General features: G+C 46.2%; 7 protein-coding genes and 1 CRISPR repeat array. All 7 genes read left to right on the plus strand.

The window, feature by feature from the left end; all coding sequences use genetic code 11:
• The first annotated feature begins 122 nt into the window (after positions 1-122).
• Positions 123-6024: a CRISPR direct-repeat array (repeat unit 37 nt; unit sequence ATTGCAATCAACCTAAACCCCTACCAGGGATTGAAAC).
• Between the two features lie 124 nt (positions 6025-6148).
• The 7 genes from QT987_RS09295 (at position 6149) to QT987_RS09325 (ending at position 18457) form a co-directional block, all read left to right on the plus strand.
• The gene (locus QT987_RS09295) at positions 6149-6310 is read left to right on the plus strand and encodes a transposase (protein WP_333239195.1); all 162 of its coding nucleotides are present in this window, start codon (positions 6149-6151) and stop codon (positions 6308-6310) included.
• 115 nt (positions 6311-6425) lie between these two features.
• Entirely contained in the window at positions 6426-7544 is a 1119-nt protein-coding gene (locus QT987_RS09300) for an alkene reductase (protein WP_333239197.1), read from the plus strand.
• 259 nt (positions 7545-7803) lie between these two features.
• Entirely contained in the window at positions 7804-8811 is a 1008-nt protein-coding gene (locus QT987_RS09305; RefSeq protein ID WP_333239199.1) for a protochlorophyllide reductase, read from the plus strand.
• Between the two features lie 603 nt (positions 8812-9414).
• Entirely contained in the window at positions 9415-11580 is a 2166-nt protein-coding gene (locus tag QT987_RS09310; protein ID WP_333239202.1) for a ShlB/FhaC/HecB family hemolysin secretion/activation protein, read from the plus strand.
• A gap of 244 nt (positions 11581-11824) precedes the next feature.
• On the plus strand, positions 11825-12442 hold the full coding sequence (locus QT987_RS09315; RefSeq protein WP_333239204.1) for a Uma2 family endonuclease: 618 nt from the start codon (positions 11825-11827) through the stop codon (positions 12440-12442).
• Positions 12443-12548: 106 nt separating this feature from the next.
• Entirely contained in the window at positions 12549-15500 is a 2952-nt protein-coding gene (locus QT987_RS09320) for an S-layer family protein (protein ID WP_333239206.1), read from the plus strand.
• A 65-nt stretch (positions 15501-15565) separates the two neighbouring features.
• The gene (locus QT987_RS09325; RefSeq protein WP_333239208.1) at positions 15566-18457 is read left to right on the plus strand and encodes a two-partner secretion domain-containing protein; all 2892 of its coding nucleotides are present in this window, start codon (positions 15566-15568) and stop codon (positions 18455-18457) included.
• The last annotated feature ends 28 nt before the right edge of the window (positions 18458-18485 follow it).

Genomic DNA, 18485 nt, shown 5'->3' on the forward strand with positions numbered 1-18485 from the left:
TTTAAAAGTTTTTTTTAGTTATTTAGTAATGCACAAATTTAGGTGTTTGTCAAATTAATTTAGATGCGTTTACCCTGGATTGAAACCTCTCTAATTAAATCAATAGCAAACACAGATACAGCATTGCAATCAACCTAAACCCCTACCAGGGATTGAAACAGAAAATTATGCCGGCGCGACCCGCGCACAAAAATTGCAATCAACCTAAACCCCTACCAGGGATTGAAACCATCATCTCCCAATCGCTTAAGCCTTGCTGTGCTGCCAACTCATTGCAATCAACCTAAACCCCTACCAGGGATTGAAACTAAAACATATCATCACAATCAATAGTATTGATTATATTGCAATCAACCTAAACCCCTACCAGGGATTGAAACTGAAGATGCTGTAATGTCGATCGTCCGAGTGCCGCCTAGATTGCAATCAACCTAAACCCCTACCAGGGATTGAAACGCGATCGGATGCGCTGTTTTGGTAGTTGGTTTCATTGCAATCAACCTAAACCCCTACCAGGGATTGAAACAATGATGTTGATGCAACACAAACATTTGGGCGTATTGCAATCAACCTAAACCCCTACCAGGGATTGAAACGCAGCGTTTATTAAACAGAAAGGTATCCCTAATGATTGCAATCAACCTAAACCCCTACCAGGGATTGAAACGGACTTGCCAGTGGAAGTTGTGCGGGCCTTGGACAATTGCAATCAACCTAAACCCCTACCAGGGATTGAAACCTCCGAGGGGTTAAGGATTTACACGCAAAGGGTAATTGCAATCAACCTAAACCCCTACCAGGGATTGAAACTTGAATATACTCTGTGCTGGCATCCCAAGCTTGGATTGCAATCAACCTAAACCCCTACCAGGGATTGAAACTCATAGTTTAGGCTAGGCTCCCACAGAAAAACCGCATTGCAATCAACCTAAACCCCTACCAGGGATTGAAACATTCATAGTCAGTCGTCTAGACCAGAGGAGCCGTGGATTGCAATCAACCTAAACCCCTACCAGGGATTGAAACCTCTGGTTGGTTCCAGTTGGCGCCGCGCACTTCATTGCAATCAACCTAAACCCCTACCAGGGATTGAAACTTTGGACGCTACCCGCCAGCGCAAAATTGAAATTATTGCAATCAACCTAAACCCCTACCAGGGATTGAAACATCGTAGCTTATTTCCTAATAGCAACCTATCTAATTGCAATCAACCTAAACCCCTACCAGGGATTGAAACTAAGGTCTGCCCCTAACTCAAATATAAGTTTCAAACATTGCAATCAACCTAAACCCCTACCAGGGATTGAAACGTCCGCACTGAAGGTGCTTCAGGTTTGCTGCGACTCTTATTGCAATCAACCTAAACCCCTACCAGGGATTGAAACATGGAATGCCGCCTCATCAATCCGCAGCCGCCCTTTATTGCAATCAACCTAAACCCCTACCAGGGATTGAAACGTCGTAACTGGCACACTAGCAAAACCCGAAGTGATTGCAATCAACCTAAACCCCTACCAGGGATTGAAACAAATACAAGCACTCACTACACCGCCACAACTATGAAATTGCAATCAACCTAAACCCCTACCAGGGATTGAAACGAGTAAATTACGATTGTGTCACCCGGCTTTAGGGATATTGCAATCAACCTAAACCCCTACCAGGGATTGAAACGTTGTGCTTTCGAGCTTAACGGGGTGTTGTTTTCAAATTGCAATCAACCTAAACCCCTACCAGGGATTGAAACGAAAACTTTACTACGTGCGACTTTTCACTGTTGAATTGCAATCAACCTAAACCCCTACCAGGGATTGAAACTTTGAAGCGAGAAGCCGATCGCCTGTCGGAAATTGGCATTGCAATCAACCTAAACCCCTACCAGGGATTGAAACAACGCTCTGCGCGGGAATGCTGACTGCGACAATGATTGCAATCAACCTAAACCCCTACCAGGGATTGAAACACACAGATTACGGCTCTAAGTGTTCGATGACAATATTGCAATCAACCTAAACCCCTACCAGGGATTGAAACCCCTGGTGCTTTCGCCTTTGATGGCGATGAGTATAATTGCAATCAACCTAAACCCCTACCAGGGATTGAAACCTGAGTGCTACATCTCAGGGAAGTTAGGAAGCCACATTGCAATCAACCTAAACCCCTACCAGGGATTGAAACTTGCTGGTTTGTGGGCGTTGTGGGCGTTGACGAGTGTGATTGCAATCAACCTAAACCCCTACCAGGGATTGAAACTACGATCTACTTTTTCGCGACACCGACCCCACAACCAATTGCAATCAACCTAAACCCCTACCAGGGATTGAAACTTGGAAACGGAAACCGCCGCATTGATTGCTTGAAATTGCAATCAACCTAAACCCCTACCAGGGATTGAAACAAAGGAGCAATTGCCACGCTCTCCATGCTTGCTCCAACATTGCAATCAACCTAAACCCCTACCAGGGATTGAAACGCAGCGGTTGAGAATTCTGGATTCATCATCAAATTGCAATCAACCTAAACCCCTACCAGGGATTGAAACAAAGTGATAGCTCCCCCACTTTTCACACTGCTGCAAAATTGCAATCAACCTAAACCCCTACCAGGGATTGAAACTGGATCAAGAAATACAAACCAGCTTGGATAGTTATTGCAATCAACCTAAACCCCTACCAGGGATTGAAACCTAATACAATCCGGTGAGTCAATAACAGAACTTATTGCAATCAACCTAAACCCCTACCAGGGATTGAAACTTTGAGTTTTGAAGCTCCCGGTAATTGGCGCTACCGTTCCCGATACATTGCAATCAACCTAAACCCCTACCAGGGATTGAAACGAGAGTATTGTACAGATTGATGGGGGCAATTAATATTGCAATCAACCTAAACCCCTACCAGGGATTGAAACTAACTTGCATACGCTTTCACTCTCGAAAGGATATCGGATTGCAATCAACCTAAACCCCTACCAGGGATTGAAACAACACTGAAAGCTTTCAGAGAACAAATAGAGGCAGAATTGCAATCAACCTAAACCCCTACCAGGGATTGAAACACGGAGGGGGCGCTTCAAAAACTTGTGGACTCAGATTGCAATCAACCTAAACCCCTACCAGGGATTGAAACCTTACAATCAGGAGAAGAAGGAGCAACAGTGAATTCATTGCAATCAACCTAAACCCCTACCAGGGATTGAAACTTTCCTTGACTGTGCTTGTGCAACTAGGAGTTACATTGCAATCAACCTAAACCCCTACCAGGGATTGAAACGGCAAAAATCTCATGAGTGAACTAGCTAAAATCTAAATTGCAATCAACCTAAACCCCTACCAGGGATTGAAACGAAAGTCACACTTGTGACAAGATTGCACTGCATACCCTGATTGCAATCAACCTAAACCCCTACCAGGGATTGAAACTAGGTAAGAATCGAGATCCATTTCTCCATTTAAGAATTGCAATCAACCTAAACCCCTACCAGGGATTGAAACGTATGCCATAAAATAACTAAATGATAACACTTGGATTGCAATCAACCTAAACCCCTACCAGGGATTGAAACCACGGTGTCAATTTGTGGACCGAGATATTCCCAGATTGCAATCAACCTAAACCCCTACCAGGGATTGAAACTCTGGATTAAATAGCGCCTTGGCAGTTCCCAAAATTGCAATCAACCTAAACCCCTACCAGGGATTGAAACGAACCTTTCCAGTTACTGGCTGGCTTCGCACGATATTGCAATCAACCTAAACCCCTACCAGGGATTGAAACGTAGCAATCCGCCCGTCGGTCTGGCATTGCCGCGAATTGCAATCAACCTAAACCCCTACCAGGGATTGAAACGTAGAACTGTCAGTAGTATATCAATCAGAATCACATTGCAATCAACCTAAACCCCTACCAGGGATTGAAACTTAAGACGTGTTTGCCTTAGAACGTAGTTTAGTACCTATTGCAATCAACCTAAACCCCTACCAGGGATTGAAACTAAACATGATGCGATTAAAACAGGACGTAACAAATTGCAATCAACCTAAACCCCTACCAGGGATTGAAACCGCAATTCACAATTAGGGGTCAAACTTTTCAGCTTATTGCAATCAACCTAAACCCCTACCAGGGATTGAAACCTAAAATCCAGTCAGCAGGGTAGGTCAGTAAGGATGCATTGCAATCAACCTAAACCCCTACCAGGGATTGAAACTATGGGCGATTGTTGTGGGGTAATTCAAAAATCAAATATTGCAATCAACCTAAACCCCTACCAGGGATTGAAACATGAAATACGCGGCCGGATTGTGCCAAAGCCAAATTGCAATCAACCTAAACCCCTACCAGGGATTGAAACCGGACACTTTATCCACTAACTTACGAAGCTCAGATTGCAATCAACCTAAACCCCTACCAGGGATTGAAACAGACACTTTACCCCTTGTTAAGGGGACTCAAGATATTGCAATCAACCTAAACCCCTACCAGGGATTGAAACACAGTCGCAGGAATTATCAACCGTTGGGTAGCCATCTGGATTGCAATCAACCTAAACCCCTACCAGGGATTGAAACAGACTTTACGAATTTTTTACATATCAAAGTACAGATTGCAATCAACCTAAACCCCTACCAGGGATTGAAACACGACACGAGCGCCAGCGGCGAGGGGCTGAACTATTATTGCAATCAACCTAAACCCCTACCAGGGATTGAAACCCACGCTCCCGCAAGCAGGGGACAGAATCACGGCGCAATTGCAATCAACCTAAACCCCTACCAGGGATTGAAACCAGTTCAGAACGCATTTTTTGGATCAACTCTATAGAATTGCAATCAACCTAAACCCCTACCAGGGATTGAAACGCCTGAGACTGACGAATATATCGAGTCGATCGTGTATTGCAATCAACCTAAACCCCTACCAGGGATTGAAACACGGGATTTATGCACTAGAAACTGAGGACAATTTTGAATTGCAATCAACCTAAACCCCTACCAGGGATTGAAACGCAGAAACTCATTAACTATCAGTTTGTTTGGCAGAATTGCAATCAACCTAAACCCCTACCAGGGATTGAAACGTGATACAAATATACACCCCATCAAAATCGCAATAGCTACACCCATTGCAATCAACCTAAACCCCTACCAGGGATTGAAACGTGATACAAATGGCTGAAAGGTATACAGGGCAAATTGCAATCAACCTAAACCCCTACCAGGGATTGAAACGGTGTCAATCCGTAGCCCCTCGTCACCTTTTTTTCCATTGCAATCAACCTAAACCCCTACCAGGGATTGAAACAAAATTCTTGATTACCAGCGGCACATCTTCGGAAGCCGAAAACAACCTAAAACCCTATCAGGGATTGAAACGCATCCACTCTTTTTGGGCGTCGTTGAGTATCATGCCGAAAACAACCTAAAACCCTATCAGGGATTGAAACTGCAGCACCCTTGCGGCTAATCTTTAAATTATAGGCCGAAAACAACCTAAAACCCTATCAGGGATTGAAACAGAAGGTCAAGGCGAACAATTAAAAGCTTTGGTTCGCCGAAAACAACCTAAAACCCTATCAGGGATTGAAACATCATCCAGTCGAGATAATGCTTGGCGAGAGTTGCGCCGAAAACAACCTAAAACCCTATCAGGGATTGAAACGCCTTTGATTTCTCTCTGAACAGCGTCATACCTTTGCCGAAAACAACCTAAAACCCTATCAGGGATTGAAACGGTTTGTGCGAGTACCCGTGATTTGTCGATCGCGTGCCGAAAACAACCTAAAACCCTATCAGGGATTGAAACCAGCTTACAAAGCAATTGATTCTTAAGTTTCTTGCCGAAAACAACCTAAAACCCTATCAGGGATTGAAACACTGCTAGCCCGCCTTGCCAACCCTTCAGCGTTGATGGCCGGAAACAACCTAAAACCCTATCAGGGATTGAAACCATCACTGAAGCCCACACAAACTTTACTCCAGCAGCTTCGCCGGAATCAACCTAAAACCCTATCAGAGATTGAAACTTTCGGAAGTATTCACCAGAGGAGGAGACAGGAAGAAAGAGGGTATTCATCTCCTGACTCCTGACTCCTGACTCCTTCTTCGCCGGAAACAAGTTTACTTCCAACACTTGTCACAGCACAGGCAGTGGTCATAGATAATCTCACATTTGATAAAAGTGGTCGGATTCAGGAATTGATTCAAACAGCACGGTGTAGACTATTATATTTACGCCCATACTCTCCAGAGTTTAACAAAATTGAACAAAGAAGAGTCTTGGCTAAAAAATCAAATTCGCAAACATCTTGATGAGTTTGATTGCTTACATTTTGGCCACCCTTGGATGTCTTGCGCCTTGCATCCTAACACGGGCAGTTGCTATATGTGATTTCCCAGATTATTCAGTTGAGAAAATACCAAAATCATGACCAATCAAACAACTTCTCCACTCCTACTGAGCCCCTTCAAAATCGGAGATTTACCCTTAAAAAACCGGGTAGTCATGGCACCCCTAACGAGATCCAGAGCCGGTGAAGCGCGGATGCCCAACGCCTTGATGACAGAGTATTACACTCAGCGAGCCTCCGCTGGTTTAATCATTACAGAAGCCACAGTAGTTTCTACTCAAGGTAATGGTTGGCTCAATACGCCCGGTATTTATTCAGACGAGCAAGGCGAAGCTTGGAAACAAATTGTGACTGCGGTTCATGCCCACCAAACACCGATTTTCATGCAGCTTTGGCACACCGGGCGGGCTTCCCACAGCAGTTTTCATCAAAACAATCAATTGCCAGTTGCAGCCTCTGCCATCAAAATAAACGGAGAAGGCATTCATACTCCTCTAGGCAAACAACCCTACGAAACTCCCCGTGCTCTAGAAACCCATGAAATCTCCCTGGTTGTAGAAGATTATCGCAAAGCGGCTGAACGAGCAAAAAAGGCAGGTTTTGACGGTGTAGAAATTCACGCGGCAAACGGCTATCTCATTGACACATTCCTGCAAACCAAAACCAATCATCGCACTGATTCCTATGGCGGCACAGTTGAAAACCGTTACCGTTTTCTTAAGGAAATTGTAGAGGCGATTATCACAGTATTTCCGGCAAACCGAGTCGGAGTTAGACTTTCTCCCAACGGTAATTTCAATGATATGGGTTCTCCCACTTATCGAGAAGATTTTCTGTATTTCGCAGGGCAGTTAAATGCCTATAATTTAGCTTACCTTCACTTGGTGGACGGTTTGGCTTTTGGTTTTCATGAATTGGGAACGCCGATGATGATAGGAGAGTTTCGCGATGTGTTTGCAGGGCCGCTCGTCGGCAACTGCGGATATACTCAAGAACAAGCTGAAACGGCTCTGAGCAGCCAAGTTGCGGATTTAATAGCTTTTGGTCGAGATTTTATCAGCAATCCTGACTTGGTAGAGCGTTTTACTAATGGTTGGCCGCTCAATCCGCCGGCTGAAATGGGCGTCTGGTATTCTTTTGGGCCTGAAGGTTATATCGATTTCCCTAGATATCAGGAATCGGCCGCTATTTCTTAGTTGAGTTGGTTGGGGCGGGTTTATCAATAAATACCCAGTATGTGCATCATAGATAATGGTGAACTCGCCCCAACGGGATTTATAGTTAATTCACACAAGTAGGAGTGGGAGTAGAAACGATATTTAATTGTCATCGCCGGTTGAGATCGAGAACGTTTCCCCATATCCTAATAACCATAGGGTACTTTAAAACATCCAAGCTGCTAGCTCAGCGTTTGAGTGCCTGAAAATAATCAATAGCGGAAGCGCTTTTAACAAGATGGCACAAAATCACAAATCAACGGTTATCATCACCGGCGCTTCCTCCGGCGTCGGTTTGTACGGCGCGAAAGCTCTCGCAGACAAGGGATGGCACGTAGTCATGGCCTGTCGGGACGTGCGGAAAGCCGGAGACGCCGCCCGCGAGTTGGGCATACCTGAAGGCAGTTTCTCCATCATGGAGATTGACTTGGGCGATTTGGAAAGCGTGCGCCGATTTGCTCGGGCATTTAAGGCAAGCGGCAGGCCTCTGGACGCTTTGGTGTGCAACGCGGCCATTTATATGCCTTTGATTAAGGAACCGCTGCGGAGCCCGGAGGGTTACGAGTTGACGATGACTACCAATCACCTGGGTCATTTCCTGCTGTGCAACCTGATGATGGAAAATATGAAGCCTTCCTATTATTCCGATGCCAGAATCGTGATTTTGGGAACCGTGACTCACAATCCAGACGAGTTGGGCGGGAAGATTCCGCCGCGCCCGGATTTAGGCAAGTTTGAGGGTTTTGAAGCGGGTTTCAAAGACCCGATTTCGATGGTTGATGGCAAGAAGTTTGAACCGGTCAAGGCTTACAAAGATAGCAAAGTTTGCAACGTGCTGACGATGCGGGAATTGCACCGCCGTTTTCATGAATCCACGGGGATTACTTTCACTTCGCTGTATCCGGGATGCGTTGCGGATACGCCGCTGTTCCGCAACCACTATCCTTTGTTTCAGAAGCTGTTCCCGCTGTTTCAGAAGAATATCACCGGCGGTTACGTGTCGCAGGAGTTGGCGGGCGAAAGGCTGGCGATGGTGGTTGCTGATCCAGAATACAAGCAATCTGGGGCTTATTGGAGTTGGGGGAACCGCCAGAAAAAAGATGGTAAGTCTTTTGTACAGAAGGTTTCTCCCCAGGCCCGCGATGATGAAAAAGGCGAGCGGATGTGGGAGTTGAGTGCTAAGTTGGTGGGATTGACTGACGGGGCTCAAATGGGTGCTGCGGCTGGTGCGGGCCACTCTGCATAATTCATAGTTAGAAACCCCCTTGATCACAGGGCGGTTGAAACGGCGTCTACGCACAGGATGTGGGTAGACGCTGACTCAATAATAAAGTCGGATTTGGGATGATGCACCAAAATCAAAGAAACCGGGTTTTTTAGTGGCTCTGCGGGTTGTAACTCACATCTTGCACTATTCTTAAGAACAGGCAAGATGCCTATTCCACAAAAGATGAATTTTATTGTGGAACAGGCATCTTGCCTGTTCATAAAAAGATTATTGAGAATGGTGCAATATCTCAGTTGTAGCGCGTTTCTGGTTTACCCTGGCGTCCAGGACTCTTCTGGTCGCTGCATTACCATGAAAGCGTAGGTTTTGCAACCAAAAAAATTTGGTTTTTTTTACCGTTTACGATCGACTTACAGGATATTTTTTCGGATAATCACCCGATTGAAGCGTAAGTCTTGGGAAATGAACAGCCGTCGATCGACCTTTTGGTTTGTAGCCGTCGCCGAAACTGTGGTCTGGGACGGCTGTTTCCTTTTTTGCTGTTAAGATTGATTTTTACTTGAGGGTGCTGACTTCCTGAAAATATTTTCCCCCACTTAAGCGAGATAATAATTATATCCTATGGCTGGTCCCTCACAAAAACTATTTTTACTCGCTGGAATTTTTGGGTTAGTTTTGTTGGCAAAACCAGCAAAAACATCCGCTAGCACAGTTGAAATTTTGACCTCAAATGTTGAGGATTTGGCAGCAGTTAGCAGCGCAGGCGACACTAATCTTGACAGTCGCGAAGACTTAGCCACGGCTGACGAGAAGACGCATTTACCCGCTGAATCAGAACACTCGGTGGCGGCGGAAACTCCCGACTTACCGCCATCCTCGGCAAATTCAGTCGATGTGACATCTTACACCATTCTCAAGAACAGGCAAGATGCCTGTTCCACAACGAGTGAGTTTGATTGTGGGGTGGGCATCGTGCCCGCCGGTACAAGGCTGATTGACAATGGTGCAACATCTCAGCCCGTTAGCGAAGCCCTCGGAGAGGATCGCACATTCAGCACAAAAACTCCAGAAACCGAGCTTTTTAACTCAGATCAAAAGCTAGAAGAAAATATTGACCGACAAAAAATTGATTTGGGTATCGATCGACCTTTGCAACTAAGCCAACTGCCCAACCCAATTCTGCCCAGAGAGCCGGAATTACCTGCACCAACAGCACCGGAACCTCCCCCGCCATCTCCCCTCCAACCAACCCCGCTAACACCTGTTCCCGGCGATGATAGACCGGGGATTATGGGTACAATTAGGGTCGATCGCTTTGAATTTGAGGGCAACACAGCTTTTAGCGATCGCGAACTCGCAGAAGTTACGCAACAGTTTGCGGGCCGCGAAATCACCTTTGCCGAACTGATCGCAGCCGAAGCAGCCGTTACTCAAAAATATGTAGCCGCCGGATACATCAATTCCGGCGCTGTAATTCCCGCCAACCAAACCTTTCCGAGAGAAGGAGGTGTGGTGAAAATGCGGATTGTAGAAGGCGGATTAGATGAAATTGTGATTACTGGAAACAGGCGCTTAAATTCAAATTACGTGCGATCGCGCCTTGAGCGCGCTACCAGACGCCCCCTCAACCGATCTCGCCTGCTGGAAGCCTTGCAAATGCTGCAACTCGACCCATTAATTGGCAATATTTCCGCCGAATTGCAAGCCGGAAGCCGCCCGGAAAACAGCCGATTAGAAGTGCGCGTCAAAGAAGCAGACAGCTTTAGCGCTGAAGTGTTCGCAGACAACAATCGATCGCCCAGCGTCGGCAGTTTTCGGCGCGGTGTTCGCATCAATCAAGCAAATTTGCTCGGTTTGGGCGACGGATTAGAGGTATCTTATGCTAACACCGACGGCAGCAATGAATTCAACGGCAGCTACACAGTCCCCGTCAACGCGCGCAACGGCACGATTGGGTTGGCTGCGAGTGCTGCTAGCACCAATATCATCGAGGAACCGTTTGATGCTGCTGAAATTGAGGGGAAATCGCGGACTTACGAATTAACTTACCGCCAGCCGATTGTCGAAAAGCCCGATCGCACTTTGGCTTTGGGACTAAGTTTTTCGCGGCAAGAAAGCGACACATTCCTGTCTGGGGAACGATTTGCGCTTTCGGCGGGAGCAAATGAGCGCGGCGAAACGCGGGTTTCGGCTGTGCGGTTTTTTCAAGAATACGTGCAGCGGAGTTCCAGCCAAGTGTTCGCGGCGCGATCGCAGTTTTCCCTCGGCACTAATCTGTTCGGCGCTACTGCGAACGATAGCGGCCCTGACAGCAGTTTTCTGGCGTGGCGCGGACAAGCCCAATACGTGCGGCTGTTAGCGCCAGAAACCTTGCTGATAGTGCGTTCAGACATTCAATTAGCCGATCGCCCCCTGCTTTCCCTCGAACAAATCGGGATCGGTGGCGTTCAAAGCGTGCGCGGATACCGCCAAGATTTGCTGTTAACTGATAGCGGTGCGATCGCGTCTGCTGAAGTGCGAATCCCGGTTTGGCGTGTCCCGGAAGTCCAAGGTTTGTTGCAAGTGGCTCCGTTTATCGATTTTGGGCTAGGGTGGAACCAGTCGGAAGAAAAGCCGAATCCTGAGTCGGATAAACTTCTGGGTGCGGGTTTGGGCTTAGTTTGGCAGATGGGCGATCGGTTGAATGTGCGTTTAGACTATGGTATTCCTTTGATAAATGCTCGATCGGGCGATCGAACTTTGCAGGAAAAAGGCCTATACTTTCGGATTAATTACTTTGCTTTCTAGCTAATTCTGTCGGCGATTAAAGTCGTCTAATCGCGACAGTCCTTAACCGAGGACTAAATATAGGTTAGCTAATATCAATTCCGGTTTCATTGGAATGATTAAACCGCAGAGGACACAGAGAACACAGAGTCAGAGAACAGAGAGATAAATAATTGCGATGCTACCGGATTTGATATAATTCCCTGCTCTCCTTCAATCTAAAATCTAAAATCTAAAATCTAGTTAACCAAAGAGGGCTTGTCTTATGGTTCAGACAAAAACTAAACTAACATTTGCAGACTTCCTGCAAAATTACCCAGACGGATCGGGCATCTACGAACTTGTAAAGGGAGAGATTGTCAAAGTGGAAGCAACCAGAGCTCATAAAAATGTGGCACGATTTCTAGTATTTGGCTTTAACGATGAAATCAGGCGCTTGGGACTTGACTATATCGTTGACAAAGATATAGTTTGCAGAACTGTCACAGCTTCAGGAGAAGAACAAGGCAGAAATCCTGATGTTGGCGTGGTTAAGGCATCCGTATGGAATAGCAATGTACGTGGCTACGGAGCCCTTACCGAACCTATCCAATTAGCAGTAGAAGTTACCTCAACTAACTGGGAAGACGACTATGTTGATAAGCTAGACGAGTATCAAAGGCTCGGCATTTGTGAGTATTGGATTGTGGACTATTTAGCGATCGCTTCTAGGGCTTATCTAGGAAATCCCAAAATTCCCACAGTTTTCGTTTACTCGTTGGAAAATGGCAGTTATTTAGTTCAAAGTTTTACAGGTAATGAGCGCATTATCTCTAAAACTTTTCCCGAACTAGAAATCACAGTCGAGCAACTTGTACTCAGCAGCCAAATTCAAAACATTTAGAGAAACGAGATGAGATTACCTCGATAAATTTTATCCTGGAAAGAGTGTTTTTATGCCTCCCGTCCATTACTCTTTACTATTTTCACCATTCTCAAGAACAGGCAAGATGCCTGTTCCACAAAGAGTAGATTTTATTGTGGGGAGTAGGGGTTGGGCATTTTGGCCGCCCGTAAGTTATTCCCTACTGTTTGTTTTCTTATTGCTATTTCCCTCGAAAACCTTTGCCCAAATCATTCCCGATAATACCCTGGGCCCGGAAAGTTCGCGCACAGTTCCCGATACTATCAATAACATACCCTCAGATAGAATCACTGGCGGTGCAACTCGCGGCGTTAACCTATTTCACAGCTTGCGCGAATTTAACATCCGTGAAGGGCGGGGAGCTTATTTTGAAAATCCCAGCGGAATTACCAACATCTTCACCCGCGTTACGGGCCCAAACTCTTCAAATATTTTAGGAACTCTGGGAGTTTTAGGCAACGGCAACTTATTTTTAATTAACCCAAAAGGAATTATATTCGGGCCGAATGCGCGGTTAGATTTGCGCGGTTCGTTTATCGGTTTAACGGCTGACAGTATTGTGTTTAATAACGGCTTTGAATTCAGCAGCACAAACCCGCAAACATCCCCGCTGTTAACCGTTAATATTCCCGTTGGTTTAAGATTTAGAGACAATCCCGGTGCAATTGTCAACCAATCGACGGCTTTAGGAAAGGTAAACCTGCCAGCCTCTGCTGTGCCCATCCCGATTAGCGATCGAGTTGGTTTAGCAGTAGAACCAGGTCAAACTTTAGCACTCATTGGCGGCGATATCCAACTTCAAGGCGGCAATTTAACCGCCAGCGGCGGACAAATTTTACTCGGTAGCGCAACGAGTCCCGGTTTAGTTAATTTTGCAATGACAGCGGAGGAAAAGGGAAATTTAACTTTAAATTATGACAATATTCAGAACTTCGGCAATATTCAAATATCCGATGGATCACTGATCAACACTAGCGGAATCGGTGGTGGCAGAGTAGAGTTAAAAGGTGGAAATGTCGCCCTCAGCGGTGCACGAATTTATGCGCTGACACTAGGAAATATTGATGGTAGAGGTATCGATATCAGCGCCCAAAATTTGCGAGTGCAAAACGGAACGCAATTTTCTACCCTGACTCTAGGAAATGGTGCAGGAGGTAATATCAACTTGCGCGCTGCTGATTCTGTAGAAATGAGCGGGCTGGGAGTTGATGGCTATCAACAAGTTGTAATTAAGTATCTGGTATCGGGAACCGCAGACCCCTTTGACCCCCTATTTGTGCTGTTTAATGCTAGTGCTGGTGCTGGTTCGGGGGGGAATATTACGATCGACACTGGCCGCCTGCTCTTCAACAATGGCGTAGTAGGTAGCGGTATCACTTTTGGCGGTGGAAGGGGCGGCAATTTAATCATTCGCGCCAATACTTTTGAGATGGTAGGTTCTGGAATTAACAACGGGACGGCTAAAGAAAGTACCGGTGCGGGAGGAAGTATTAGTGTTGATGTCAATCGATTAATTATGCGCGACGGTTCTCTTCTAGGTACCACAAGCTACAGCAGTGGCCCGTCGGGGAATATCAACATTAAAGCTGCTGAATCAGTAGAATTGTCTAACACCGGCCCGAGAACTGTTGTGTCAACTGGAATCAGCACGCTGAGTATCGGTTCTAACGGAAGGGCGGGGAATATTAACGTTGATACGAAGCGGTTGACTCTCTCTGATGGTTCTGCTTTTACTTTAGGAACGGGTGTTTTAATTGGCAGGTTTTTGTTTTCTCAGGAGGGCGGGCCTGCGGGAAATTTAACTGTTAGGGCTAGTGAATCAGTAGAAATTTCTGGTATTTCTCAAGTTTTGACCAGCGGAATTCAGAATGCTAGCGCGCTGACTTCTGGAACTTTGAGTTCGAGTCGGGGCGGGGATATTCGGATTGATACGCCCAGCCTGACTGTGCGGGATGGGGGGATAGTTTCTACGAGTTCTTTGGGCTCTGGAGATGTGGGGAATATTACTGTTAATGCCGATCGCATTTCAGTCAGCGGCAGCGGAAATAATGGTTTGTTTGTCAGTACAATTGATGCTTCCGTGGGCAAGATATTTGGTACTAATCCTAATGCTACAGCAAATGCCGGTTCGTTGAATCTGAATGCCGATCGACTAATTGTCAGAGATGGAGCTACAGTCACGGTGCAGGCTACGGGAACCGGACGCGCTGGTAATATCAATATTGTCGCAAATTCGATCGCTCTTGATAACAAAGCGAGTATTGACGGTACGACTGTATCCGGTACTGGAGCAAATATTAACCTGCAAGCGCGAGACATCCAATTGCGCCACAACAGCCAAATTACCACCGATGCAGGCACTTCTGACGGCGGCAATATCAACATCAACAGCAACATTCTTGTCGCCCTCCCGCAAGAAAACAGCGACATCACAGCCAACGCCCGCACAGCAGGCGGCGGCCGCGTCAATATCAATGTCCCCAATGTTTTCGGCTTTACAGCAGCGAGTCGCGAACAAGTCAGAAACAGATTGGGGATCAGTGACGCCGAATTTGCAGCGTTGCAAGTAAGTCCTACATCTCTGCTTAATAGCAGCGACATCGCCGCGATTTCCCAAAGTGGTGGCCCGGCGTTGCAAGGAGCCGTAACATTTAGTTCTGTTGGAGTTAATCCTGTTCAAGGTTTAGTGGAACTGCAGCAAAATGTGGTCAATCCGGCTGCGTTAATTGCGGCAAATCCCTGCATCCAAGGGGCCGACAACGAGTTTACTGTGACTGGTCGGGGGGGAGTGCCACCGAGTCCTAATGAAGTTCTCAGCAGCGCTCCCTCGCCGTTTCCGTGGGTGGAACCAGCGGTAGGTGAAAGTCAGCAAGTAGAAAGCCAAAGAACATCCATAGAAATTCGGCCAAGAGAAATTATGCCCGCTCAAGGTTGGGTAATGGACGATCGAGGACAAGTGACGCTGGTAGCCTATAATGCTGGTGGTGTTGCATCTCTTCGCAGTCCGAAACCGACGGGTGTTTGCGTACCTCAATAAGTAATCTTCACGTTTTAGCTAATCCCTCGCTATTTTTATAATATTAAATTAACCACACTTCAAAGATGCAGCGCCAATCTTCCGCCCTATTTTTTGTATTTTTACTGCTGTTTCCTTTCCCCGCCGTCGCTCAATTTGTCCCCGATAATAGCTTGGGAACAGAAAGTTCGCGCACAGTTCCCGACACGATTAATAACTTACCATCGGACAGAATAGAAGGCGGTGCAACTCGCGGAGTAAATTTATTTCATAGTTTCCAAGAATTTAACATCCGTGAAGGGCGGGGAGCATATTTTGCCAGTCCTAACGGGATTGCCAACATCTTCACCCGCGTTACTGGTGGCAACCCTTCTAATATTTTAGGAACTCTGGGAGTTTTGGGAAACAGTAACTTGTTTTTAATTAACCCCAAAGGAATTGTCTTTGGCCCCAATGCTCGGTTAGATTTGCGCGGCTCATTTATTGGATCTACTGGTAGCGGCGTTCTCTTTGATAATGGGTTTGAATTTAGTGCAGCTAATTCTAATGCAGTGCCATTGTTAGCGATTAATATTCCTGTGGGTTTAAGATTTAGAGAAAATCCCGGCACAATTGTTAACTCTTCCCAAGCAATCGGCCCCACACCAACCTTACCGCCCTTGCCCGTAGAAATTCCTGTTTCTAACAAACTTGGTTTAGCAGTAGACCCCGGCCAAACTTTAGCATTAATTGGCGGAGACATTCAAATCCCAGGTGGAATTTTAACAGCTTATACCGGACAAATATTACTGGGAAGTGTGAAAAGTCCAGGTTTAGTGCAATTTGAGCCAACAGCTTTAGGTCTGAATTTAAACTACGGAAATATTCAGAACTTCGGCAATATAGAAATGAACGGTGCATTGATAAATACCAGTGGATTAGGAGGTGGAAAAATTGACATCCGAGGTGGGAATGTCACCGTCAGTAGTTCGGGAATTTATAGCCTAACACTGGGAAATATTGATGGTAGAGGCATTGACATCAATGCTCAAAATTTGGGAGTAGATAGAGGGTCACAAATTTTCACCCCGACAGTGGGAGATGGCAAGGGGAGTGATATCAACCTCCACGCTACTGACTCATTACAAATGAGTGGGCTGGGAATTCAGGGCTATCAGAAGCTTTACAACCAATATTTGACTTCAGGAACAGTCAACCCTTTTGACCCGCAAATTGTTATGAACTCTGGTACCGTTGGCAGGGGAGCCGCCGGAGACATTAACATTCACACTGGACGGCTACTGCTGCGCGATGGAGTGGTTGGCGGTACCGCCACCCTGGGTGCAGGAAATGGCGGAAATCTGAATATCCGCGCCAACACGGTGGAGTTTGTCAGTTCCTTGTTAAACAACGAAACAACAAAGGTAAGTACCGGTCAAGGCGGAAACATCAATCTTGAAGCACAGCGGTTAATCATGCGCGATGGTAGCTATCTCCTCAGCCTCAGCCGTAGTAATAGAGCATCAGGGAATATCGTCATTAAAACGAATGAATCTGTAGAATTGTCGGGAGGAATCCCTGGAACTACAACGCAAACTATAATTGGCACTACCACTGCCAATGGGAATGGGAAAGCCGGAGATATTACGATTGAAACTAAACGATTGACTGTTTCTAATGGAGCCGGAATTGCTTTATCCACGGGTGCGAATATTGGCGAATCCGTGCGCTCTACGAGTGGAGGCCCAGGAGGAAATTTAACTGTGAGAGCTTCTGAGTCAATAGAAGCGATTGGCGTTTCTGGAGTTTTGGGCACTGCGGGCTTTGCACCTAGTGGTTTTTCCACTCAAACTTTTAGCTCTGCTCCAGGTGGAGATATCCACCTCTCCACACCAAAACTGACTTTGCGGGATGGGGGAATAATTACGGCTGCTTCTTTGGGTGCAGCAGATGCGGGAAATATTACAATTGATGCCGAACGCTTAGAAGTACAAGGACTTGGGAATAACGGTCGCTTCAGGAGTAGAATTGAAGCTTCGGCTGGCAGTACATCTATCTTTGTCAATCCTAATGCTACGGCGAATGCCGGTTCGTTAAATTTGAATGTTAATCAATTGATTATCAGAGATGGGGCAACGGTGAATGTTCAGGCTTTGGGAACGGGAAGGGCTGGAAATATTAATGTTATAGCTAACTCAATTGCCTTGGATAATAAAGCTAGTATTGACGGTACAACTGACTCTGGCGGGGGTGGAAATATTAATATCAGGGCGCAAGATGTACAGTTGCGGCGCGGTAGCAGAATTACAACGGATGCAGGTATTTCTGACGGTGGCAATATCAGAATTAATACCGATATTTTGGTAGCTTTACCGCGAGAGAATAGTGATATTACTGCTAATGCTCGCACAGCGAGGGGGGGACAAGTTACGGTCAATGTACCAAATATCTTTGGCTTTACAAGCCTTAACCGCGACCAAGCTAGGAGTAGTTTAGGACTGACTGATGCTCAATTTGCAGCGTTGCAAGTAAGTCCTACATCTTTAATTCCTACCAGTGATATTGCGGCGATTTCCCAAAGTAGCGGCCCGGCTTTGCAAGGTACTGTAACATTTAGTTCTTCTGGAGTGAATCCGGCTCAAGGTTTAGTGGAACTGCCACAAAATGTGGTGAATCCGGCTGCTTTAATTGCGGCAAATCCCTGCATCCAAGGAGCCGAGAGCGAGTTTACAGCTACCGGGAAAGGAGGAGTGCCACTCAGTCCTAATGATGTCCTCAGCAGCCCTCTATCGCCGTTGCCTTGGGTGGAACCAGCGGTAGGTGGAAGTCAGCAAGTAGAAAGCCCAAGAGCATCCCTCGAAATTCGACCAACAGAAATTATTCCCGCTCAAGGTTGGGTAATAGACGAGCAAGGAAAAGTAACGCTGGTAGCGTATAATTCAAGTAATGGTGCATCTCTTCGCAGTCCGAAACCGACGGGTGTTTGCGTACCTCAATAGGTACTCTTCAGTTTTTAGCTAACCCGTC

The sequence above is a fragment of the Microcoleus sp. SVA1B4 genome (genome assembly GCF_036700545.1).
Taxonomy (GTDB): domain Bacteria; phylum Cyanobacteriota; class Cyanobacteriia; order Cyanobacteriales; family Microcoleaceae; genus Microcoleus.

Excerpts from the sequence above, each read along its gene's own strand:
- QT987_RS09300 (WP_333239197.1), top strand. The coding sequence starts at position 6,426 with ATGACCAATCAAACAACTTCTCCACTCCTACTGAGCCCCTTCAAAATC.
- QT987_RS09305 (WP_333239199.1), top strand. The coding sequence starts at position 7,804 with ATGGCACAAAATCACAAATCAACGGTTATCATCACCGGCGCTTCCTCC.
- QT987_RS09310 (WP_333239202.1), top strand. The coding sequence starts at position 9,415 with ATGGCTGGTCCCTCACAAAAACTATTTTTACTCGCTGGAATTTTTGGG.
- QT987_RS09315 (WP_333239204.1), top strand. The coding sequence starts at position 11,825 with ATGGTTCAGACAAAAACTAAACTAACATTTGCAGACTTCCTGCAAAAT.
- QT987_RS09320 (WP_333239206.1), top strand. The coding sequence starts at position 12,549 with ATGCCTGTTCCACAAAGAGTAGATTTTATTGTGGGGAGTAGGGGTTGG.
- QT987_RS09325 (WP_333239208.1), top strand. The coding sequence starts at position 15,566 with ATGCAGCGCCAATCTTCCGCCCTATTTTTTGTATTTTTACTGCTGTTT.